At 68.2% G+C, this 17,949-nt stretch carries 15 protein-coding genes and 1 pseudogene; 5 read left to right on the forward strand and 11 right to left on the reverse strand.

What is annotated here, in order from left to right; genetic code table 11:
• Window positions 1-21 precede the first annotated feature (21 nt).
• From H180DRAFT_RS12145 to H180DRAFT_RS12155, 3 genes are read left to right on the forward strand one after another with little or no spacing between them, the layout of a single operon-like run.
• Window positions 22-999 carry a carbohydrate ABC transporter permease gene (locus H180DRAFT_RS12145; RefSeq protein ID WP_055486049.1) on the forward strand — a complete coding sequence of 326 codons (978 nt, stop codon included), beginning with the start codon at window positions 22-24 and terminating at the stop codon, window positions 997-999.
• A complete protein-coding gene (locus H180DRAFT_RS12150; protein WP_254665995.1) occupies window positions 996-1,931 on the forward strand; it encodes a carbohydrate ABC transporter permease in 936 nt (311 codons plus the stop codon). Before H180DRAFT_RS12145 ends, H180DRAFT_RS12150 begins: the two co-directional genes overlap by 4 nt.
• 19 nt (window positions 1,932-1,950) lie before the next feature.
• A complete protein-coding gene (locus H180DRAFT_RS12155) occupies window positions 1,951-3,192 on the forward strand; it encodes a family 1 glycosylhydrolase (protein ID WP_055486050.1) in 1,242 nt (413 codons plus the stop codon).
• 120 nt (window positions 3,193-3,312) lie between these two features.
• Here the strand turns inward: H180DRAFT_RS12155 and H180DRAFT_RS12160 are convergent, their stop codons facing one another.
• The 6 genes and pseudogenes from H180DRAFT_RS12160 to H180DRAFT_RS12185 all read right to left on the reverse strand — a co-directional run.
• Window positions 3,313-4,461 carry a hypothetical protein gene (locus tag H180DRAFT_RS12160; RefSeq protein ID WP_055486051.1) on the reverse strand — a complete coding sequence of 383 codons (1,149 nt, stop codon included), beginning with the start codon at window positions 4,459-4,461 and terminating at the stop codon, window positions 3,313-3,315.
• On the reverse strand, window positions 4,458-5,186 hold the full coding sequence (locus H180DRAFT_RS12165) for a hypothetical protein (protein WP_055486052.1): 729 nt from the start codon (window positions 5,184-5,186) through the stop codon (window positions 4,458-4,460). Before H180DRAFT_RS12165 ends, H180DRAFT_RS12160 begins: the two co-directional genes overlap by 4 nt.
• A gap of 75 nt (window positions 5,187-5,261) precedes the next feature.
• The gene (locus H180DRAFT_RS12170) at window positions 5,262-6,410 is read right to left on the reverse strand and encodes a putative T7SS-secreted protein (protein ID WP_074466759.1); all 1,149 of its coding nucleotides are present in this window, start codon (window positions 6,408-6,410) and stop codon (window positions 5,262-5,264) included.
• A gap of 29 nt (window positions 6,411-6,439) precedes the next feature.
• Window positions 6,440-6,730, reverse strand: a complete 291-nt coding sequence (locus H180DRAFT_RS12175; protein ID WP_055486053.1) for a hypothetical protein — start codon at window positions 6,728-6,730, stop codon at window positions 6,440-6,442.
• Between the two features lie 198 nt (window positions 6,731-6,928).
• Window positions 6,929-9,274: an isoamylase gene (locus H180DRAFT_RS12180; RefSeq protein WP_074466760.1), complete on the reverse strand. Its 2,346-nt coding sequence runs from the start codon at window positions 9,272-9,274 to the stop codon at window positions 6,929-6,931.
• A gap of 73 nt (window positions 9,275-9,347) precedes the next feature.
• Window positions 9,348-11,273 (reverse strand): annotated as a pseudogene (locus H180DRAFT_RS12185) (alpha-amylase family glycosyl hydrolase); the annotation flags it as partial.
• A gap of 571 nt (window positions 11,274-11,844) precedes the next feature.
• Here H180DRAFT_RS12185 and H180DRAFT_RS12190 point away from each other — a divergent pair.
• Window positions 11,845-12,693: an endonuclease I family protein gene (locus tag H180DRAFT_RS12190; RefSeq protein ID WP_074466782.1), complete on the forward strand. Its 849-nt coding sequence runs from the start codon at window positions 11,845-11,847 to the stop codon at window positions 12,691-12,693.
• A gap of 144 nt (window positions 12,694-12,837) precedes the next feature.
• Here H180DRAFT_RS12190 and H180DRAFT_RS12195 read toward each other — a convergent pair whose 3' ends face one another.
• The 3 genes from H180DRAFT_RS12195 to H180DRAFT_RS12205 form a co-directional block, all read right to left on the reverse strand.
• Window positions 12,838-13,404 (reverse strand): NlpC/P60 family protein, encoded by a 567-nt coding sequence (locus tag H180DRAFT_RS12195; protein WP_074466761.1) that lies wholly within the window; start codon window positions 13,402-13,404, stop codon window positions 12,838-12,840.
• Window positions 13,405-13,673: 269 nt separating this feature from the next.
• Complete coding sequence (locus H180DRAFT_RS12200; RefSeq protein WP_055486055.1) at window positions 13,674-14,015, reverse strand: SCO4225 family membrane protein; 342 nt, start codon at window positions 14,013-14,015, stop codon at window positions 13,674-13,676.
• Between the two features lie 243 nt (window positions 14,016-14,258).
• Window positions 14,259-14,633, reverse strand: a complete 375-nt coding sequence (locus H180DRAFT_RS12205; RefSeq protein WP_055486056.1) for an ATP-binding protein — start codon at window positions 14,631-14,633, stop codon at window positions 14,259-14,261.
• A 335-nt stretch (window positions 14,634-14,968) separates the two neighbouring features.
• Here H180DRAFT_RS12205 and H180DRAFT_RS12210 point away from each other — a divergent pair, with 335 nt between their 5' ends.
• Window positions 14,969-15,862, forward strand: coding sequence for an RNA polymerase sigma factor SigF (locus tag H180DRAFT_RS12210; protein WP_074466762.1), 894 nt, complete (start codon window positions 14,969-14,971; stop codon window positions 15,860-15,862).
• 293 nt (window positions 15,863-16,155) lie between these two features.
• On the opposite strand, the gene H180DRAFT_RS12215 is transcribed toward H180DRAFT_RS12210, so the two are convergent.
• Window positions 16,156-16,329, reverse strand: coding sequence for a CsbD family protein (locus tag H180DRAFT_RS12215; RefSeq protein WP_074466763.1), 174 nt, complete (start codon window positions 16,327-16,329; stop codon window positions 16,156-16,158).
• 122 nt (window positions 16,330-16,451) lie between these two features.
• A complete protein-coding gene (locus tag H180DRAFT_RS12220; protein WP_055486057.1) occupies window positions 16,452-17,885 on the reverse strand; it encodes a prolyl oligopeptidase family serine peptidase in 1,434 nt (477 codons plus the stop codon).
• Window positions 17,886-17,949: the final 64 nt, after the last annotated feature.

Consider the following 17,949-nt stretch of genomic DNA (forward strand, 5'->3'; position numbering starts at 1 on the left):
ACCGCACCGATGGAGGTAGACATGCGAACGGCAGCTGATCCAGCGGCCGTCCCCCGCGCCGGTCGTGCCACGGATGCTGCCGCACGCTCCCGGCCCGGCCGTCCCGCCCGGCGCCGCGGCCCCACTCAGCGCACGCGGCAGGCACGCGCCGGCTGGCTGTTCCTGGCACCCAGCCTGGTGGCGCTGGCCGTGTTCGTCGTCTGGCCGATGGTCCAGGCCGCGTACCTGTCGTTCACGGACTACAACCTGATGCAGGCGGCGCACTGGGTCGGACTGGCCAACTACCGGCGGCTGCTGGACGACCCGGAGGCGTGGAACGCCCTGGAGAACACCCTGTTGTACGCCGTCGTCAGCACACCCGTCGGCGTGGTGCTCGCGCTGGCTCTGGCCCTCTTCCTGAACCGGGCGATGGCGCTGCGCGGGTTCCTGCGCTCCGCCGTGTTCCTTCCGTTCGTCGTCTCCCTGGGCGTCGTCTCGATCGCCTGGGCGTTCCTCCTCGACCCCAACATCGGCCTGCTGAGCCACTGGTTGTCGGCGGTGGGGATCTCCACCGAGCAGGGCTGGCTGGAGGACCCCGGCTACGCGATGGCCGCCGTGATCGCCGTCGGGGTCTGGAAGAACCTGGGCTTCTACATGGTGATGTACCTGGCCGGCCTGCAGTCGATACCGCCCGAACTCCACGACGCGGCACGCGTGGACGGCACGAACGCCTGGCAGCGGCTGCGCAGCATCACCTGGCCGCTGCTGGCCAACCAGACCATGCTCATCACGATGATGGCCGCCATCGGCACCCTCCAGGCCTTCGACCAGATCTACGTGATGACGCACGGCGGACCGTTCTTCCAGACCGAGACGCTGGTCGTCTTCACCTACCGGATGGGCTTCGAGCGCAACGAGTTCGGTTACGCGGCAGCCATCTCCTGGGTGCTGCTGGTGCTGGTCTTCGTGCTGTCCATGCTTCAGTTCGGCTACTTCCGCAAGCGGGCGGTGACCCTGTGACGACCACACCGCACAACTCCCGGCGTCCGCGGGCCTCTTGGGCCCCGGGCCGCACGTCCCGGCGCGGGGCGCCCCGACCCGGCGCGACTCCCCCGGCCGCCCGCCGGGGTGTCGACCTCGCGCTGGTCTGGCGGATCAGCACCGTCGTGGCGGCGGCGGTGATCGCGCTGGCGGTCCTGCTGCCGCTGATCTGGATGCTGCTGGCCTCCCTGCGGCCCGAGCAGGACATCGTCACCAGCCCGCCGACGCTGTGGCCGCGCTCCTTCACCCTGGAGCACTACCTCGACATCTGGCAGGAGCTGCCCTTCGCGACGCTGTACCGCAACACGGTCATCTTCGCCGTCACGGTCACCGTCGTCTCCCTGCTCTTCGACTCGATGGCCGCCTACGCACTGGCCAGGCTCCAGTTCAGCGGACGCGAGGCTGTCTTCGTGATCATCCTGATCATGCTGATGCTGCCGTTCCAGATCACCCTCGTCCCGCTGTACGACCTGCTGAACAACCTCGGCCTGGTCAACACCTTCACGGGAATAATCGTCCCGCGGGCGACCAACGCCTTCGGCATCTTCTTCCTCCGCCAGTTCTTCCTCTCCCTGCCCAGGGACCTGGAGGAGGCGGCGCGCGTCGACGGCGCCTCGGAGTGGCGCATCTACTGGCGCGTGGTGCTGCCGCTGGCCCGTCCGGCGCTGCTGACGCTGGGGCTGTTCCACTTCCAGTTCAACTGGAACGACCTGCTCTGGCCGCTGATCATGACCTCCGACACCAGCCGCGCCACGCTCCCCGCCGGGCTGTCGCTGTTCATGGGGCAGCACGTCACGCAGTACGGGCTGCTCATGGCCGGTGCCGTGCTCTCCCTGCTGCCGGTGATCGTGCTGTTCCTGCTGATCCAGCGCAGCTTCGTGCAGGGCATCGCGACGACGGGCCTCAAGTGAGGCCCGGGAGGGAGGACTTGTGAACCGCTGGTTCGAGGACGGAAGGCTGCGCTTCGCAGTCGGCATCGAGGACACCTTCGTGCCGCAGGAGTCGGCGGGCCACCGCAAGCTCGACGAGTACGAACTCACCCAGCACTACGCGCAGTGGCGTGAGGACCTCGACCGCGCCGCCGACGCCGGCGCCGAGCTGATCCGCTGGGGCATCCCCTGGTACCTGGTGGAACCGGCGCCCGGCGACTTCCGCTGGGAGTGGCTCGACGAGGTCGTGGCGCACATGGACCGCCTGGGCCTGCGCTGCGTCGTCGACCTGATGCACTACGGGACGCCGCTGTGGCTGGACAACCAGTTCCTCAACTCGGAGTATCCGGAACGTGTCGCCGCATACGCTGCGGCCGTCGCCGAGCGCTACCGCGGCAGCCTGACGGACTGGACGCCGCTGAACGAGCCCGTCATCAACGCCGTTTACTGCGGGGAGAAGGGCCTGTGGCCGCCGTGCCTTCGCGGCGACGACGGCTTCGTGAAGCTGATCGTCCAGCTCGCGCGCGGCATGGTGCTCACCCAGCGGCGGATCGCCGAGGTGCAACCCGAAGCCGTCTTCGTCCACGTCGACGCGGGCTTCCGGTGGGTGGGTGAGACGACGCAAACGGCTCCCCTGGAACACCTTCTGGAGCGGCGCTTCGTCGGACTGGACCTCGTCCTGGGCCGCATCGACGACGGCCACCCGATGCACGGCTACCTCACCCGGCACGGCACGACCGACCAGGACCTGCGGTGGTTCCGGGACAACGCCGTGACGCCCGACGTGATCGGCGTGAACTACTACCCCGCCTTCACCACCTCGCGCTTCGAACCCGCGACGGGCACCGAACATCCCGTCGAGGCCGGCACCGAGGGCCTGACCGACCTGCTGCACACCTACGCCGCCCGCTACGACCGGCCGCTGCTGGTCACCGAGACCAGCCGCGGCGGCCCCGCCTCGGAGCGCCTCGCGTGGCTGGAGGAGAGCGTGGCGCTCGTACACCGGCTGCGTGCGAGCGGCATGGACCTGATCGGCTACACGTGGTTCCCCTTCTTCGCCCTCGTCGACTGGCTCTATCGCGAGTCCGACGACCCGGCCGACCACTGGCTCGTCCAGATGGGCCTCTACGACCTGGAACGCGACGCGGGCAACACGCTGCGGCGCAGGCCCACCCCTGTGGTGGACCGCTTCAGGGAACTGGCGCGGGAGGTGCGGGCGGAGGCGGACGCAGGCGGCCGGTGACTGCCGGCGGCGACCGGCGTCGGCAACTGCCGTCGATGGCACGTGAGTTCACCTTGCCGCGCTCTCCAGCCCCGGGGGGCGGTTCAGCCCGCGCCCGTGCCCGCCCCCGTGAAAGTGCGGTCAGCCGAAGTCGCCGACCAGGGAGGTGGCGGTGCCGCGGGTGCACACGGTCGCCACGTCGACGAGGAGCCGGCCCTGCTCGGCGTCGGCGGTGAGCGAGGCCGTGTAGCCCTGGGCGCTGACGGAGTCCCCGGGGCCGGTGAAGACGGCGTGGCCCTCTGCAACGGCGTCCTCCGTGAAGCCGTTGCCGATCAGGTGGGCGCGGGCGGCGGCCAGCATCTCCCGCAGCGTCGCAGGCGCCAACTGGACCATCTCCCAGTGGTGGCGGACCGTGCAGCCGGAGGTGAGTCCCCTGGAACGGCACGGCGGGCAAGCCGCGGGAGTGAGGTCGTCGGACTCCTCTCGGACGGGGCCGCGCATTCCGACAGCGTCCAGGACGAGGCTGGAACGGTGACGGACGGCCTCGGCCAACTCCTGGGCGACCGTTACGGGTTCGGGCTGCGACACCTGCTCATGCGGCTCGGGATGGGCGGGTGTCCCCGCTGTTCGCTCCAGTTCCCGCTGTTCGGCCAGGTCCTCGTCGGTCGCCCAGTCCAAGGTCCCGAGGATGGCGTCGAACATCTCCGCGTACATGTCCCAGGCGCCCGCGGAGGGCGAGTTCAGTTCGAAGACCATGGTCTCGCCCTGCCCCGGCAGGGGCACGTACGTCTGGATGACGCCCTGACGGAGAGTCTGCGGCTGCCCGTCGGGAGACAGTTCGGGCGGGACGCTCACCTCCAGGCCACCGACACGGGTCACGGCGGGAGTGCTCTCCAGCGGCAGGGCGCCCGTGCGGACATCGTCCTGTCTGTAACGCCGCTTCAGCAGCGACTCCGTGGCCTCCGCCGCCTCCTCCACAGTTCCCCCGAGTGACGGGACGCGGTTGACCAGGACCGTGGCCATCGTCGGCTCGCCCTCGTGCTCCACGAAGCAGATGCCTGCGTACTCGGCCTCTGCCTCGATGAGCCGGGCAGTCTGCCGCAACATCATCTGCGCGAAGAAGTGCTGCTCGTCGGTGCTGCGGTCGGCCATCACCTTCCTCGCCAAGTCGACGATGCGGTCGGCCAGTTCGTCAGGCTCGGTGGCATCCACGGGAAGGGGGTGGAAGAACGCCGGCATCAGCCAGCCGACGTGCAGCTCCGTCCTGCTCCCCGTCGCAGGTTGCGTCATTTCCTGAGCTCCGGCTCGGGGTAGTTCGCGTTGGGCGGGATCGGGTCTTCCTTGGTGAGGGTGTGCGGGAAGACATCGGTCAAGCCCGGCATGCTCTCGACGCTTTCCGTGTAGAGGGTCATCCAGCTGCCGTCGGCGAAGCCGTACTGCACCTCTCGCATGCTCCCCCCCTTGCCGGAGATGTCCCGGGTCCACTCGAGTTGCTTGCGGTCGATGCGCCAGCCGATGTCCACCGCGTTGGCGAAGTGCTTCTTCCGGTACGTGTCAGGAATATGAAGCAGCATGGTGTCATCGGCCGTGACGCACAGGAGATTCATGACGCGGGTCTTGGAGCGCGGCAATGTCGCGACGAGAAGCTGTGCCGCCGTGCTGTTCGCGGTCCCGAAATACAAGCCGGCCTGCCGGGCCGCATCCGCCTGCGGCTTGTTGGAGGCTCGTGCCGACTCGGCACGCTCCTTGGCCGCGATCTTTTCGTCCGAGAACTGAATCTTGCGTACGGGCCAGTCGAAGGTGAGGGTCCGCACCGCAATCACGAAGAGCTTTCGCAGAGGAGCCCGCTTGACTCCCGGCCCGGACAACACCCAAGGCCGCTGCTTCCACGGAGTCTCGAGTGAGTCGTGCACCACGGCACGACTCACTCTGAAGAGCCCCGACGGCTGCCTGCCGTCGGTGGCTTTGAGGGCGGCCGCGCGCAGCTTTTCCGGTCGGCTGTTGGCCTCTGCCATGGTGAGTGCCCCTCAGTGTGCTGAAGTCAGGTTGCAGTGGGAGATTTTGGCGCCCGGGCCGCAGGCGACCTCTCCTCAGTTCTTGGCGGCATTCAGCGAACCGTAGCCGAAGGACCCTGACTTGACGCCGAGCTGGGTGTACTGGTTCATCTTGATGACCTGCTCCTTGCTCAGGGTCTTTCCGAAGCTCTGCGCGATCTTCTGCCCGGCGGGCTGGAACAGATGCTTCTGCGTCAGTGGCGTGTGCAAGCCGCTCTTGACGGAATTGGCGGCAGTCGAGAGCTTCGACCCCTTGGCGGCCGTCGCCAACGCCACGGCACCCTTCCCCGCGGGAATCACCGACAGCGCATCCAGCCCCATCTTCGCCCAGCCGCCCTTCTGCCCGCGCATGCCCTGAACGGCGTGGCCGGCCATCGCACCGAGGGCGAAAGCACCGGCGGCGACGCCCAGGACGGCGCCCACGGCAGAGCCGACTCCGGGAATGATCTGGCAGGCGAGGGCCGCCGCTCCGAGGCCCGACGAAATCGTGGAGAGCAGGTCGGCGTTCTCGGCGAGCCAGTCGCCGGCGTCGCGGGCGACCTCCTTGAGGCCGTCACTGATCCGCTCCCACAGCCCGAAGTCCGGCGGATGGTTCTCGGACGCCTTGATGATGGCAGCCTCGGCCTCCTGCGCCCGGTCGTTCCACCGGCCGTAGATCTCCTCGGCCTCACGGATCAGCTTCTCCAGCTTGTCCTGCGCCTGATCCACCTCGGCCCGCTGACCGGCCAGCTTCTTGTTGAGCCGGTCGGCCTCGTCCGCGGGCATGGGGCCGAGCGCCCTGAGGCGGTCGTTCTCGGTGTTGTACGCATGTGTGAGCCGGTCGGCCTCGCGCCGGGCCGTAACAGCCTCTGACTCCAGGTTCTGCGCCGACCGCTGGAATGCGGAGAGCTGTCCGTGCCAGGAGCGCAGCGCCTTTGCGCAGTCCCCCATGGAATCGGTGCCCTGTTTCAGGTACTTGGGCAGTTCGCCGAGCTTCTTCGAGAAGCGCTCGGCCGCCTCGCCCTCCCAGGAGCCGCCCTTCTTCCCGATGGATGTCAGCAGTTCATCGAGTTCGCCCAGTTCGGTACTGACGGCCTTCACGTCCGCGGCCAGGTCGTCGATGGCTTCCAGGTTGCCCTTGGCGGGGTTGAATCCCAGACCGGGCCAGGCGTCGTCGCCCAGGATGAAGATGCTGCGATAGGACATGCGGCGTTCCCCCTCGTGCTTACGCCTTGTTACTTCGCGCCGAAGCCCTCGGCGGTGGACTTCTCGCCTGCCTTGTACGCGTCGATGGTGGTCCGCAGGCGGTCCTTGATGTCCTTGGCCGCGTCCTCGATGCGCTTGATTCCGTCGTCCCACTCCGACTGGAAGGTGTCGCAGGCGTTGTCCAGCCCGTTCGTTCCAAGCGTCTTCGGGCCGACGTTCTTGAGGCGCTTCCGGGCCTGCTGCATGCGTTCGTCGCACTCTTCGAGTTTGTGCAGTGCGCGTTCGGTCGCGGTGATGTCTATCTGAAAGCCCGTGCTCATGCCTCTCCCCGTTCTACCGGCTGCGAGCCCACTACACCTTTGACGACGTTGCGCGTCAACTCGCCCTCAATAGCGCAGGGTTGAGGATCCTGTGACGGTCCTCCCGAGCCCTGGCCCGCGTTGCCCGGCCGGCCGAATGAACACGTACCGCCCGCCGGCCGCCTCATCACCAGGCGGCCGGCGGGCGGTACCCAGCCGCTACTTGGCGATCAGAACGGCCACCGACCTGCCGCCCAGCTTGTACTTCTCACCCTTGCCCCCGACGGGCTCTTCCGAGCCCGGCTCGGCAACCTGGCCCGCGCCCTCGGATGCGGCGCCCGTGTCGGTGACGCGGTGCCACTCCTTTCCTTCGCCGGGCGAGGGCAGCGTGAAGTCCACCGCCCCGGACGAGCCGTTGTAGGCGACGTAGAGCCCGTCGGCCGGGTCGTCGAACTCGGTGCCGTCGATGCGCCAGGCCAGCGCCTGGTTGGACGCGTCGTTCCAGTACGCCTCATCGGGCGCGGCGCCGGCCGGGGTGAACCAGTCCAGCTGACCTGTGCCGTTGCCGTTGGTGTCCTTGGACGTGTAGAAGTCCGCCGGCCTCAGCGCCGGGTGCGCCTTGCGGAATTCGAGCAGCCGGTGCGTGTAGGTACGGAAGGTCTCCTGGTCCGAATCGAATTCGTGGCTCAGCCAGTTGGCCTCGTTGTCGAGGTTGTACGGGTTGTTGTTGCAGCGGGTGCTGCGCAGCACCTCGTCGCCGCCGGTCATCATCGGCGTGCCCGCCGACATCATGAGGAAGGCGAAGCCGTTGCGGGCGGCCTGCCGCTGAGCGGCCGCCCCGCCGCCCTGGTCCCAGGAGATGTTGTCGTCCGATCCTCCGTCGGAGGGTCCGTAGGGCCAGGCCTGGTCGTTCTTCTTCTCGTTGCAGGCGTACAGGTCCCGCTGGGTGAACCCGTCGTGGGCGACCATGAAGTTGACCGAGTTGAAGGGCCGGCGCCCGTCGTCGCCGTAGAGGTCCGAGGAGCCGGCGAGACGCGTCGCGAGCTGCCCCGGAGTCACCTTCCGGTCGGGCTTGTTCTGGTGTGCGCGGAGGGTGTCGCGGTACTTGCCGTTCCACTCCGACCAGCCCGCCGGGAAGTTGCCGACCTGGTACGTGCCCTCGCCGAGCGCCCAGGGTTCGGCGATCCAGTCGGTGCCCTCGCCGCCTCCGGCTCCGCGCGCGGGCATCTCCTCGGTGATGCGGTGCAGCGCCGTCTTCGGGTCGGTGGCGCTGTACTTGAAGCATCCGTGTTCGCAGGTGTTGCCGAGCACGGAGGCGAGGTCGTGCCGGAAGCCGTCGATGCCGAGCGTGTCCTTCCAGTACCGGAGGGAGTCGATGACGAGGTTCTGTGCGACCGGGTTGTAGGTGTTGAAGTTGCCGCCGACTCCCGTGTTGTCCACGGGCTCCTGTCGGTCGTCCGTCAGGGAGTAGTACGTGGGGTTGTCCAGGCCTCGGTAGGAGTGGATGCCGTAGGTGTTCTTGTCGCCCTCCTTCCACGGGCCTCCTTCTCCCGTGTGGTTGTAGACCACGTCGGCGATGACCTTGATGCCGGCGTCGTGGTAGGCCTTGACCATCGCGCGGAACTCGCGGGTGGGGCCGCCGGGTGAGTCGTCCGCGGCGTAACGGCGGTCGGGGGCGAAGAAGTTGTCGGTGACGTAGCCCCAGTAGTTGTCGTCCGCGCTGCTGTCGGGGTCGGCGTCGTTGGCGTCGTTCTGTGCCTCCTGCAGGGGCAGGAACTCCACGGCGGTGACGCCGAGTTCGGCCAGCTCCTCCGCCTTGGCGGCCGCTCCCTTGTACGTGCCGCGTTCATCCGCGGGAATGCTGCTGTCGTTCTTCGTCAGGCCGCGCAGATGTACCTCGTAGACGATGTCGTCCTTGAGCGCGCGCCGGGGTTTCTCGCCCGTCCCTCCCCCATCGCCGGGGTCGGTCTCGGGCAGCACGATGCCCTTCGGTGCCTGGGTGCCGCTGTCCTTGCCGCGGTGCTCCGGGCCGGAGCCGTAGACGCCCTTGTCGGTCATGCCTTCACGCAGCGGGTCGTGGCTGACTTCGCGGGCGTACGGGTCGAGGAGCAGCTTGTTCGGGTTGAACCGGTTGCCCTTGCCGTCGACGTCGGAGACGAAGCCGGCCTCGGAGCCCTTCTCCCAGTCCTTGTCGTAGGGCCAGTTGGGGCCCCAGGCGCGGTAGCCGTAGTAGACGGTGCCCTCGATGCCGTACTTCTCACGGAGTTCCGCGACGGTGACCGTCGCCGTCCATGTGCCGTCGGCCCCGGACTCCTTCTCCAGGAGCAGGCTCCCCTTCTCGGCGGCGCCGGCGGCCTTGTCGTAGAGCTCGACGAGCATCCGCGTCGCGGCGGAGGAGTGCACTCGGAAGGTGATGCTCTCGCCGCTGCCGTCGTAGTGCGCGCCGAGGGCGGGAGCCGCCGCGGTGGCGGCCCGTGCCGGCTGGCCCGCCGACGGCATGAGGCCGACGACTGTGGCCAAGGTGGCGGCTGCCGCCGCCAGTCTCAGGAAGCGCAGGCGTCCCAAGGGACTCAACTCCTCGATGTGGGGGGTGAATGGCCCCGGGCCGCATGCAGGCCCGGGGCCTTGGGGGTGGTGGCTACTTCAAGTACGGGCCTGACGGGCCGACCTTGCCGGGTGCAGGGTTCCCCGGGAGGTCGAGCACGTAGGCGCGCAGATTGCCCTTGCCGGGTGCTTCGACGGAGAGCTTGCCGTCGGTGACGTTCCTGGTGTCGCCCGTGACGGCGTCCTTGTACGTGCCGTCGGGGATGCCGTTGAAGGCGGCTGCGCCGGAGACCGTCACGAGCACGAAGCTGTCGGTGTCGCCTGAGGTGTAGCGGCGCTTGTACGCCATCGAGCCGTCGATGCCGCTCGTGGAGTACTGGCCCGTCTGCAGGGCGGGAACGGCGCGCCGGATCCGGTTGAGCTGCTGCAGGTGCTTGACGAGCGGCTTGTCGAGGGTCTTTGCGACCTCGCCCGTCGCGCTGTCGGCCCTGCCGAACTCCGAGGCCTCGACGCTGCCTTCGAGGTGCTCGCCGAAGTAGGCGCGGCCGGTGGTGGCGAGCGGGCACGTGGGACCGCAGTCGATCTTCTTGCCGGCCTGGAACTCGATCTCCGATCCGTAGTAGAGGGTGGGGATGCCGCGGAAGGTCCACATCAGCGACATGTTCTCGGCCCAGGCGTCGGTGCCGCCGTCGTAGCGCGTGGAGGACTTTCCCGGCCCGTAGTCGTGCGAGTCGACGTAGACGGTGTTGTACGTGGCGTCGTTGTAACTGTCGTCGGAGTCCTTGCCGTTGCCGAAGGCGTTGGCCGCGTCGCCGAAGTTCATGTGCATCCGCATGTCGATGACGTTCATGCCGGAGAACTTCGAGTGGTCGGGGGCGTGGTACTTGTTCCCGTCGAGGAAGGCGTTGGTGGACGTCGGCTGGTTCTCCGGGCCCTGCTTCTGCTCGTACTCGTACATCTCGAGCGAGGCCTTGGCGTCGTCGTCGCTGTACTCCTTGCGTTCCTTCCAGGTGAAGAACTGGGTGGAGTGGTTGACCGAGCCGCGGTTCCACTTGTCGTTGACGAACGCGGCCACCTCGCCGAAGACGTAGAAGTCCTGCGCCTTCTCCTTGCCGTACTTCTCCACGAGGCGGTCGTGGAGGGCCGGCAGGAAGCGGCGGTTCCAGGTGGTGCGGGGGATGTGGACGGCCGTGTCGATGCGGAAGCCGTCGACGCCCATGTCGATGTATTTGCTGTAGGCGTCGGTCAGGTACTTCTGCACGCTCTTCTGCTCGGTGTCGAAGTCGGCGAGGTCCTCGTGCAGCCAGCAGCTGCGCGAGTCCTCGCCCTCCCAGTTGCCGAGCCAGCACTGGTGGTACTTCGAGGCGGGGAAGAGGCCCGAAGTGGGGCTGGGCCACTGGCAGTTGTAGAGCTTGTAGCCCTCGGGGCTGCTCTCACCGGTGGGTTTGCCCCAGTCCTTGCAGGTGTTGCCTTCGGGCTCCTCCTCGGACCAGAGGTCACCGTTGTAGGTCTTGCCCTTTTCGTTCTCCTCCAGGGGGTTGTACTCCTTGCCCTCCGTCTTCTTGTCGTAGTACCAGCTCCACTCCTTGTCGCGCTTCCCGAAGAAGGTGGGGGTGCTCAGGCCCTTCGCGCCCCAGCGGGAGCTGTGGTTGTAGACCACGTCCTGGTAGATCTTGATGCCCTTGGCGTGGGCGCTGTCGATGAGTTGCTGGTAGGAGACGCCCTCCGACTCCAGCCGCGGGTCGATCCGGTAGAAGTCCCAGCCGTGGTAGCCGTGGTAGTCGTAGTCGGACCGGTTCAGGACGACCGGCGTGATCCAGATCGCCGAGAAGCCCAGCGCCTTGATGTAGTCGAGCTTGTCGGCCAGGCCCTTGAAGTCGCCCCTGAACATGGGGTCCTTGTGGGCCGCGTTGCCCGACTTCTCATGCTGGCTGCCTCCCCTGTTGTTGGACGCATCGCCGTCGTTGAAGCGGGCGGTCATCGCGAAGTAGACCGAGTCCTTGCGCGGGTCGCCGCCCAGCATCGTCGCCGGTGCGGCCGCGGCTGCGCGGCCGTCTGCCGGGGCGGGGGCCGGCCGCGGTCCGGCGAGCCCGGTCGCCGGAAGCAGCGAGACGACGAGGCCGGCGAGGATGAGAGCGAGGAGTGCCTGGATACGGGCCCGCGGCCCGTGCGGTGGGGGGATGCGCATGCGCACAACGGCTCCTTCACGTCGCGTCGGAAGGGCCGCACGCACCAGCAGCCGGTAGTCGATTCCCCTGTGGGGGCGGGAACTTGAAGGGAAAGTAGCGGCACCGCGAAGAGCTGTAAACCCTTCCTGCAAGATTCAGGAAGCTCTTGCGAGGCTCCCGCCCCCTTCCAACACGGCCTGATCATGGGGCCGTTGAGTGAGTGAGATGCGGACAGCTCAGGGTGACGACGCGCCAGGCTTCACCACTTCTTCACAGCACAGTTTCGTATACGTCCCGCATCGGTGTTCGAGGCAGTGGAAAGCTTCACCACGGCCGACCACCCATCGGCCGGTGCCGTGCTGCGACCCCCACACTGCGCACACGGCGCCACATCCTCGGGGAGAGGACGCCAACGTGGACTTCATACGTTCCGCAGCGCGCCGCAGAACGCTCGGCGCACTCGCCGGCACCGCGCTCATAGCCGCCGTCGTACAGATACCCGCCTCGGCGGGCACGGCCACCGCACCGGACAAGAGCTCCGCACGGGCCTCCGGTACCGCGTCGGCCTTCACGGCAGCGGAAGAGGACGACTACTACCAGGACGCCGAGGGCAAGACCGGCGAAGAACTCAAGACGGCTCTGCACGGCATCATCAGCAATGGCGTGACCACACTCTCGTACGACGAGGTCTGGGACGCGCTGAAGGAGACCGACCAGGACCCGGACAACTCGGGCAACGTCATCGAGCTGTACACCGGCAAGTCCATCTCCAAGGACAGCAACGGCGGCGACCAGGGCAACTGGAACCGCGAGCACGTCTGGGCCAAGTCCCACGGCGACTTCGGCACCGCCGACGGACCGGGCACGGACGTGCACCACCTGCGCCCGTCCGACGTGCAGGTCAACAGCATCCGCGGCAACAAGGACTTCGACGAGGGCGGCAGCGAGGTCGAGGGCGCGCCGGGCAACTTCACCGACGACGACTCCTACGAGCCGCGCGACGAGGTCAAGGGCGACGTCGCCCGCATGATCCTCTACATGGACGTCCGCTACGAGGGCGAGGACAGCTTCCCGGACCTGGAAGCCAACGACGAGGTCGACAACGGCTCCAAGCCCAACATCGGCCGCGTGTCCGTCCTGAAGCAGTGGAGCGAGCAGGACCCGCCGGACAAGTTCGAGGAGAACCGCAACCAGGTCATCTTCGACAAGATCCAGAAGAACCGGAACCCGTTCATCGACCACCCGGAGTGGGTCGGGGAGATCTACAAGTAGGGGGAACGGGCCGCGGGCCCGGTACGAGCCGGGCCGCGGTGACGCCCGCCCGGTCGTGAGGACGGCACTGTGCCCTCGTCCCGGAAGCAACTCTTCCGGGACGAGGGCACAGTCACGGGGCCGCTGAGCAGCCTGCCCGCTGCCTCAGTACTTCTTCGGGCGGTAGGCGTCGTACTGGTCCTTGCCGATCCCGTAGCTGCGCGTGCTGTGGTCGGTTCCGTAGCCGCCGCGCTGCTCGTAGGCGCGGTAGGACTTGTGCGCGGCGCTGGTCCACTTCTCGAAGATCACGACGTGACGGGTCGTCGAGCTGCCGTTCGCGTCGATGATCAGGTCGCCCTTCTTCAGCTGCGACATCTTGATCTTCTTGGTGAACTGCGAGGACGCCAGGCCCACCGTGTTCGTGCCCGGCTTCCCGTACTTGAGCGCCATGCTCACGTAGCCGGAGCAGTCCGTGCGGTAGCCCCGGAACGTCTTGCTCTGGCTGTAGGGAACCTGGTGGCCGTCGATCGCCGTCAGCCAGGTCCTGGCCCGCTTGATGACGGTGTTGCGGCTGATGCTTGCCTGGGTGCCGGCCTCCGCCTTCGTCTCGCGCGCCTGAGTGCCGGCGGCGCTCCCGGCCGGAGTCTCACCGGCGACTGCCATGGGTGTGAGGGACGCCAGGACGGCGGCGCCCGCAACCACGGGAAGAACTATTCGTGTCCTGCGGTTCATGTGTTCCCCGTTTTCATCGGGTTTCTCTGGTCGGGCTGTCGGCCGGGCGCAGGCACGGGAATCCGCGTCGGATTCTCCCAACTCGCGGATTTCATCGGCCTGTTGCCCGACGACGGGAACGCTAGGCGTGTTGAACTGAACGCGTCAATGCATTCCATGCCCGTCCGGGGATTCCGATGACGAATGTCAGGCGGGGCATTCCCGGGCGTGTGCCGGGTGCCTCACGAAAACGCGCACACGTCTGCCCCTGTGACGGTTTCCGGCTCGGGTCAGGCCTGTGACGTGCGACGTCGCAGCCAGCGCAGCAGCAGGCCGAGCCCGGTGGCGTTGACGAGCGCCGCGACCGCGAGCAGCAGAATGAAAAGCGGGAGAGTCACCGCAGTCGGCAGCACAAATCCGATTGCGCCGGCGAGCAGCACGACGGGAAGACTCGTCGGCAGCGTGGCGAAAATGGGCCAGACACCCGCGAAAGAAGGGCCTTCGTCGTTTGCGAAAAGGGCATCGAAAGCCGTCCAGATCAGCAATGCCGCACAGGCCGTCAGATAGATGCGGGACGGCCAGTTGTCCGTCGCCGCCGAGAGAATTCGCTTCCAGCCGCTGCGGTCCCGCATGGTTGCTCTTCCCGATCGGTGAAAGATCTCCAGGACAGATGACAGTCGCGCGTGTTCCGGCAGATCCTCCGCTCATTCACCGCCTGGCGCATGAGTACTTGTACTCAGATCCGCGGCTTGCGGGAAGCCCGGAGGGCCGCGGCACCGACGGCCGCGTTCAGGTGCGCGCCGAGACCGGTCCGGCCCGTACTCCCGTCAGGTCCGCGGGGACGGGCCGGGCCCGGGAGCCGGAAGTGCGGCTTCTCAAGCCAGAGACGGACCGCTGCGGTCCGGGTGCAGCCACTGCGCGCGCATGGTCTTGCCGCGTGCCGATGTCAGCACTTCCAGAGTGTCGGCGCACTGCTCGACGATGCGCAGGCCCCAGCCGCCGCTGCCGTCGAGCTTGCCCGGCCGCCAGCGCGGAGGGAGCGGCACGGAGTCCGTGACCTCCACCCGTACGCGGTACGGCCCGGCCTGGACCCGCAGTTGCCACTTTCCCCGCGCGTGACGCTGTGCGTTGGTCACGAGTTCGGAGACGACGAGGAGCACTCCCGTCAGGTCCACCCAGGCGCAGTCCCGCGCCAGGTGCTCCTCCACGGCCTTGCGTGCCTGTCCGATGTCGGTGTACACCGAGTCCATCAGCAGGGCTTCTTGTTCCCCTCCGCCTGTCGCCGCAGGGCTGTGACCCGTGGGCACCAGGCATCACCTCCCGTCCTCTGCCGAGGACGCATTCTCCTCGACGCGCCGTCCGTACGCCTCTCTCACGGAAACCCGGACTCTCGTCGTGGTCGCTTCAATCGGTCCCAGGTCCGCCTGCCCACCGGCGCCTGCCTCATGCCAACTGGCCCCGCACGGCCGCTCCGAGGCGCCGCAAATCAGCCCAAAAGGACAACCGCTCGAAGCCGTAGGCTTGTTCAGTGAGAAGCCGGGTAGGCGATTGAACCCGACGTCGAAGTGAAGGGCAGGTCCACGCGATGACTTCCGCAACGCCGACCGTCACGACAACGGAGGAAGCACCCACCGGGTCGCCGTCCGTAATCGAAGGGCGGGGAGCCGGAAGTACACCGGAGGGGCTGCCCGTCGTCGACGAGCCGGAGAAGCTTGCTCCCGAGGACGCGCGTCAGCTCTCGAAGACGCTCTTCGACAGGCTCGAAGTTCTCGAGGAGGGCACGCACGAGTACCAGTACGTGCGCAACACCCTCATCGAGATCAACCTGACTCTCGTACGGTATTCGGCGCGCCGCTTCCGCTCCCGCGGCGACGACATGGACGACATCGTGCAGGTCGGCACGATCGGCCTCATCAAGGCGATCGACCGGTTCGACCTCTCGCGCGAGGTGGAGTTCACCACCTTCGCGATCCCGTACGTCGTCGGTGAGATCAAGCGCTTCTTCCGTGACACGACGTGGGACGTCCGCGTTCCGCGCCGCCTCCAGGAGATGCGCATGGATCTGGCGCGGGCCAACGACAAGCTCACCTCGACGCTGGGCCGGTCGCCCCGCGTGAGCGAACTGGCCGAGCATCTCGGCGTGAGCGAGGAGGAGATCGTCGAGGGCCAGGTCGCGGCCAACGGCTACAACTCCTCCTCCCTCGACGCCACGGTCAACGACGAGGAGGGCGAGGCGTCCCTGGCGGACGTGCTGGGCGAACGTGACGAGGCCATGGACCTGGTCGAGGACTTCCACGCCCTCAAGCCGCTCCTCGCCGAACTCTCCGAGCGCGACCGGAAGATCATCGAGCTGCGCTTCGGCGACGAGCTGACACAGGCGCAGATCGGCGAGCATCTGGGCCTGTCCCAGATGCACGTCTCCCGGCTGCTCAGCCGTGCGCTCTCCGCCCTCCGCGCCGGCATGCTCACGCAGAACTGACATACGCACGCCCGCACAAGGGCATCTGATGCCGCCGCTGCCGTGGCAGTCCCGTGACAGGGTCTGCCACGGCAGCTTTGGTGTCAGGGCATGCGTCCGTGCGTCAGGGCAACGGCAGTCCGTCGGCACGCCATGGCAGGGTGGGGCGGGGCGGGGCAAAGGACGGCAGGGCCAAAGGCAGCCGAAGGGCCCGTGACGTCCGCAGCGTCACGGGCCCTTCGTCTCCCTGCGCGCAGCGCCCGCGGAAACCGCGGCGCCGTGCGGTGCACTCGGCGGTGCGCTCGGCGGTGCGCTCAGCGCCGGAAGGCGTCCTTGGCCTTCTCCGCGGCCTGCCGGGCGTCGCCCTTCGACTGCTCGCGGCGGCCTTCGGCCTCAAGCCGCTCGTTGCCGAGCTTGCGGCCGAGGACCTCCTTGACCTTTCCCTGGAGCTGCTCGGTCCTGGCCTGCTTCTTCTTCTCAGCACCCACGGTGAGTCCTCCCCACGAGATTCCTTCTGACGTGTTGCGGCGGGTGCCCGCGCAACAGGGGCGGAAACACCGGCTGTTGCCATGCGTCGGTGCCGGCGCGGGCGCCGCCGGTGCGCTGCCGCTCAGCTCTCCAGCGGGCAGCTCCTCGTCAGCTCCGCCTGCGTCGCCCCGTCCGGCCTGGGCACGTCGCGGCTGCGCGGCGGCTTCGTGCCGTCGCCGAGCCAGCGCTCCAGCGCGGTGAACGCCGAACGGTGGCACGGCGTGAGCGGCCGCAGCTTGTCGGGGAAGGCGTCCGCGAGCGAATCGACGTGGTTGCCGTCCTCGACGCGGTAGTAGCGGAAGAGCCCTCCCCGCCCCGACTCGCGCACCATGCGGGCGTAGACGTCGGAGTCCTCCCCGATGGGGAGCAGGGTGTCGAGGGTGCCGTGCAGCGTGATGAGGGGTTTGCCGATCCTGCCGGTGAGCCCGGCCTTTGCGACCGCGCGGCGGACGTCGTCCGGGCGGTCCTCGTACTCGTAGTCTGCGTCGCACGGCGGACCGTCCGGGTCTCCGGGCGTGCAGAACGGGGTGCCCGCCTCGGTGTCGCCGTCGAAGCCGGGATCCATCTCCTCGCGGTAGATGCGCTGCGTGAGGTCCCAGTAGTTCTCGTGGTGGTAGGGCCACAGGAACTCGGAGCCGCGCGGGAAGCCGGCGCCGTGCAGGGCCTTCCTGGCCTTGTCCGCCCCGGGGCCGCCGGCGGCGTACGCCGGGTAGTGGCGCAGCGCCTGCGGCAGGAAGGTCAGCAGGTTGGGCCGCTCGCCGCCGGCCCGCCACAGCGTGCCCTCCCAGTCGACGCCGCCGTCGTAGAGCTCCGGACGGTTCTCCAGCTGCCAGCGCACGAGGTAGCCGCCGTTTGACATGCCGGTGGCCAGGGTGCGTGCCGGGGCCCGCCGGTAGTGGTCGGCGACCGTCGCGCGCGCTGCCCGCGTGAGCTGCGTGACCCGCCGGTTCCACTCGGCGACCGCGTCACCGGGTGTCCGGCCGTCGCGGTGGAAGGCCGCTCCGGTGTTGCCCTTGTCGGTGGCTGCGAAGGCGTAGCCGCGCCCCAGCACCCAGTCGCCGATGGCCCGGTCGTTGGCGTACTGCTCGCGGTTTCCGGGGGCGCCGCTGACGACCAGGCCGCCGTTCCAGCGGGCGGGCAGCCGCAGAACGAACTGGGAGTCGTGCTGCCAGCCGTGGTTGGTGTTCGTCGCGGAGCTGTCCGGGAAGTAGCCGTCGATCTGTACGCCCGGCACGCCCTTCGGTGTGGGCAGCTTCGCAGGGGTCAGCCCGGCCCAGTCGGCGGGGTCGGTGTGTCCGCTCTCCACGGTGCCCGCGGTCGTCAACTCGTCGAGGCAGACGGCCTTCTGATGTTCGGCGCCGGGCACGCGGGGCATGTCCGTCCGGGCACAGCCGCGGTCCGCACCCTGCTGGGCGGCGGCACCGCCGGGCGCGGGGAAGGAGAGCAGCGCGGCGGTGAGGGCGGCTACTGCCGCGAGTCGGTACGGGCGTACGGCGGCGCTGCTGACCCGTTTCATCGCAGAGGTCTCCCTGGGGGCTGTGTCCGGCCGGAGTCGGCCGGGCCGGTGTCCGGCCTGATGA

This window comes from Streptomyces sp. WMMB 322, assembly GCF_900090145.1.
Taxonomy (GTDB): domain Bacteria; phylum Actinomycetota; class Actinomycetes; order Streptomycetales; family Streptomycetaceae; genus Streptomyces.

Bases quoted from the DNA above. Each gene is read 5' to 3' on its own strand.
- H180DRAFT_RS12145 (WP_055486049.1), top strand. From the start codon at position 22: ATGCGAACGGCAGCTGATCCAGCGGCCGTCCCCCGCGCCGGTCGTGCC.
- H180DRAFT_RS12160 (WP_055486051.1), bottom strand. From the start codon at position 4,461: ATGACGCAACCTGCGACGGGGAGCAGGACGGAGCTGCACGTCGGCTGG.
- H180DRAFT_RS12165 (WP_055486052.1), bottom strand. From the start codon at position 5,186: ATGGCAGAGGCCAACAGCCGACCGGAAAAGCTGCGCGCGGCCGCCCTC.
- H180DRAFT_RS12170 (WP_074466759.1), bottom strand. From the start codon at position 6,410: ATGTCCTATCGCAGCATCTTCATCCTGGGCGACGACGCCTGGCCCGGT.
- H180DRAFT_RS12175 (WP_055486053.1), bottom strand. From the start codon at position 6,730: ATGAGCACGGGCTTTCAGATAGACATCACCGCGACCGAACGCGCACTG.
- H180DRAFT_RS12195 (WP_074466761.1), bottom strand. From the start codon at position 13,404: ATGAACCGCAGGACACGAATAGTTCTTCCCGTGGTTGCGGGCGCCGCC.
- H180DRAFT_RS12200 (WP_055486055.1), bottom strand. From the start codon at position 14,015: ATGCGGGACCGCAGCGGCTGGAAGCGAATTCTCTCGGCGGCGACGGAC.
- H180DRAFT_RS12205 (WP_055486056.1), bottom strand. From the start codon at position 14,633: ATGGACTCGGTGTACACCGACATCGGACAGGCACGCAAGGCCGTGGAG.
- H180DRAFT_RS12210 (WP_074466762.1), top strand. From the start codon at position 14,969: ATGACTTCCGCAACGCCGACCGTCACGACAACGGAGGAAGCACCCACC.
- H180DRAFT_RS12220 (WP_055486057.1), bottom strand. From the start codon at position 17,885: ATGAAACGGGTCAGCAGCGCCGCCGTACGCCCGTACCGACTCGCGGCA.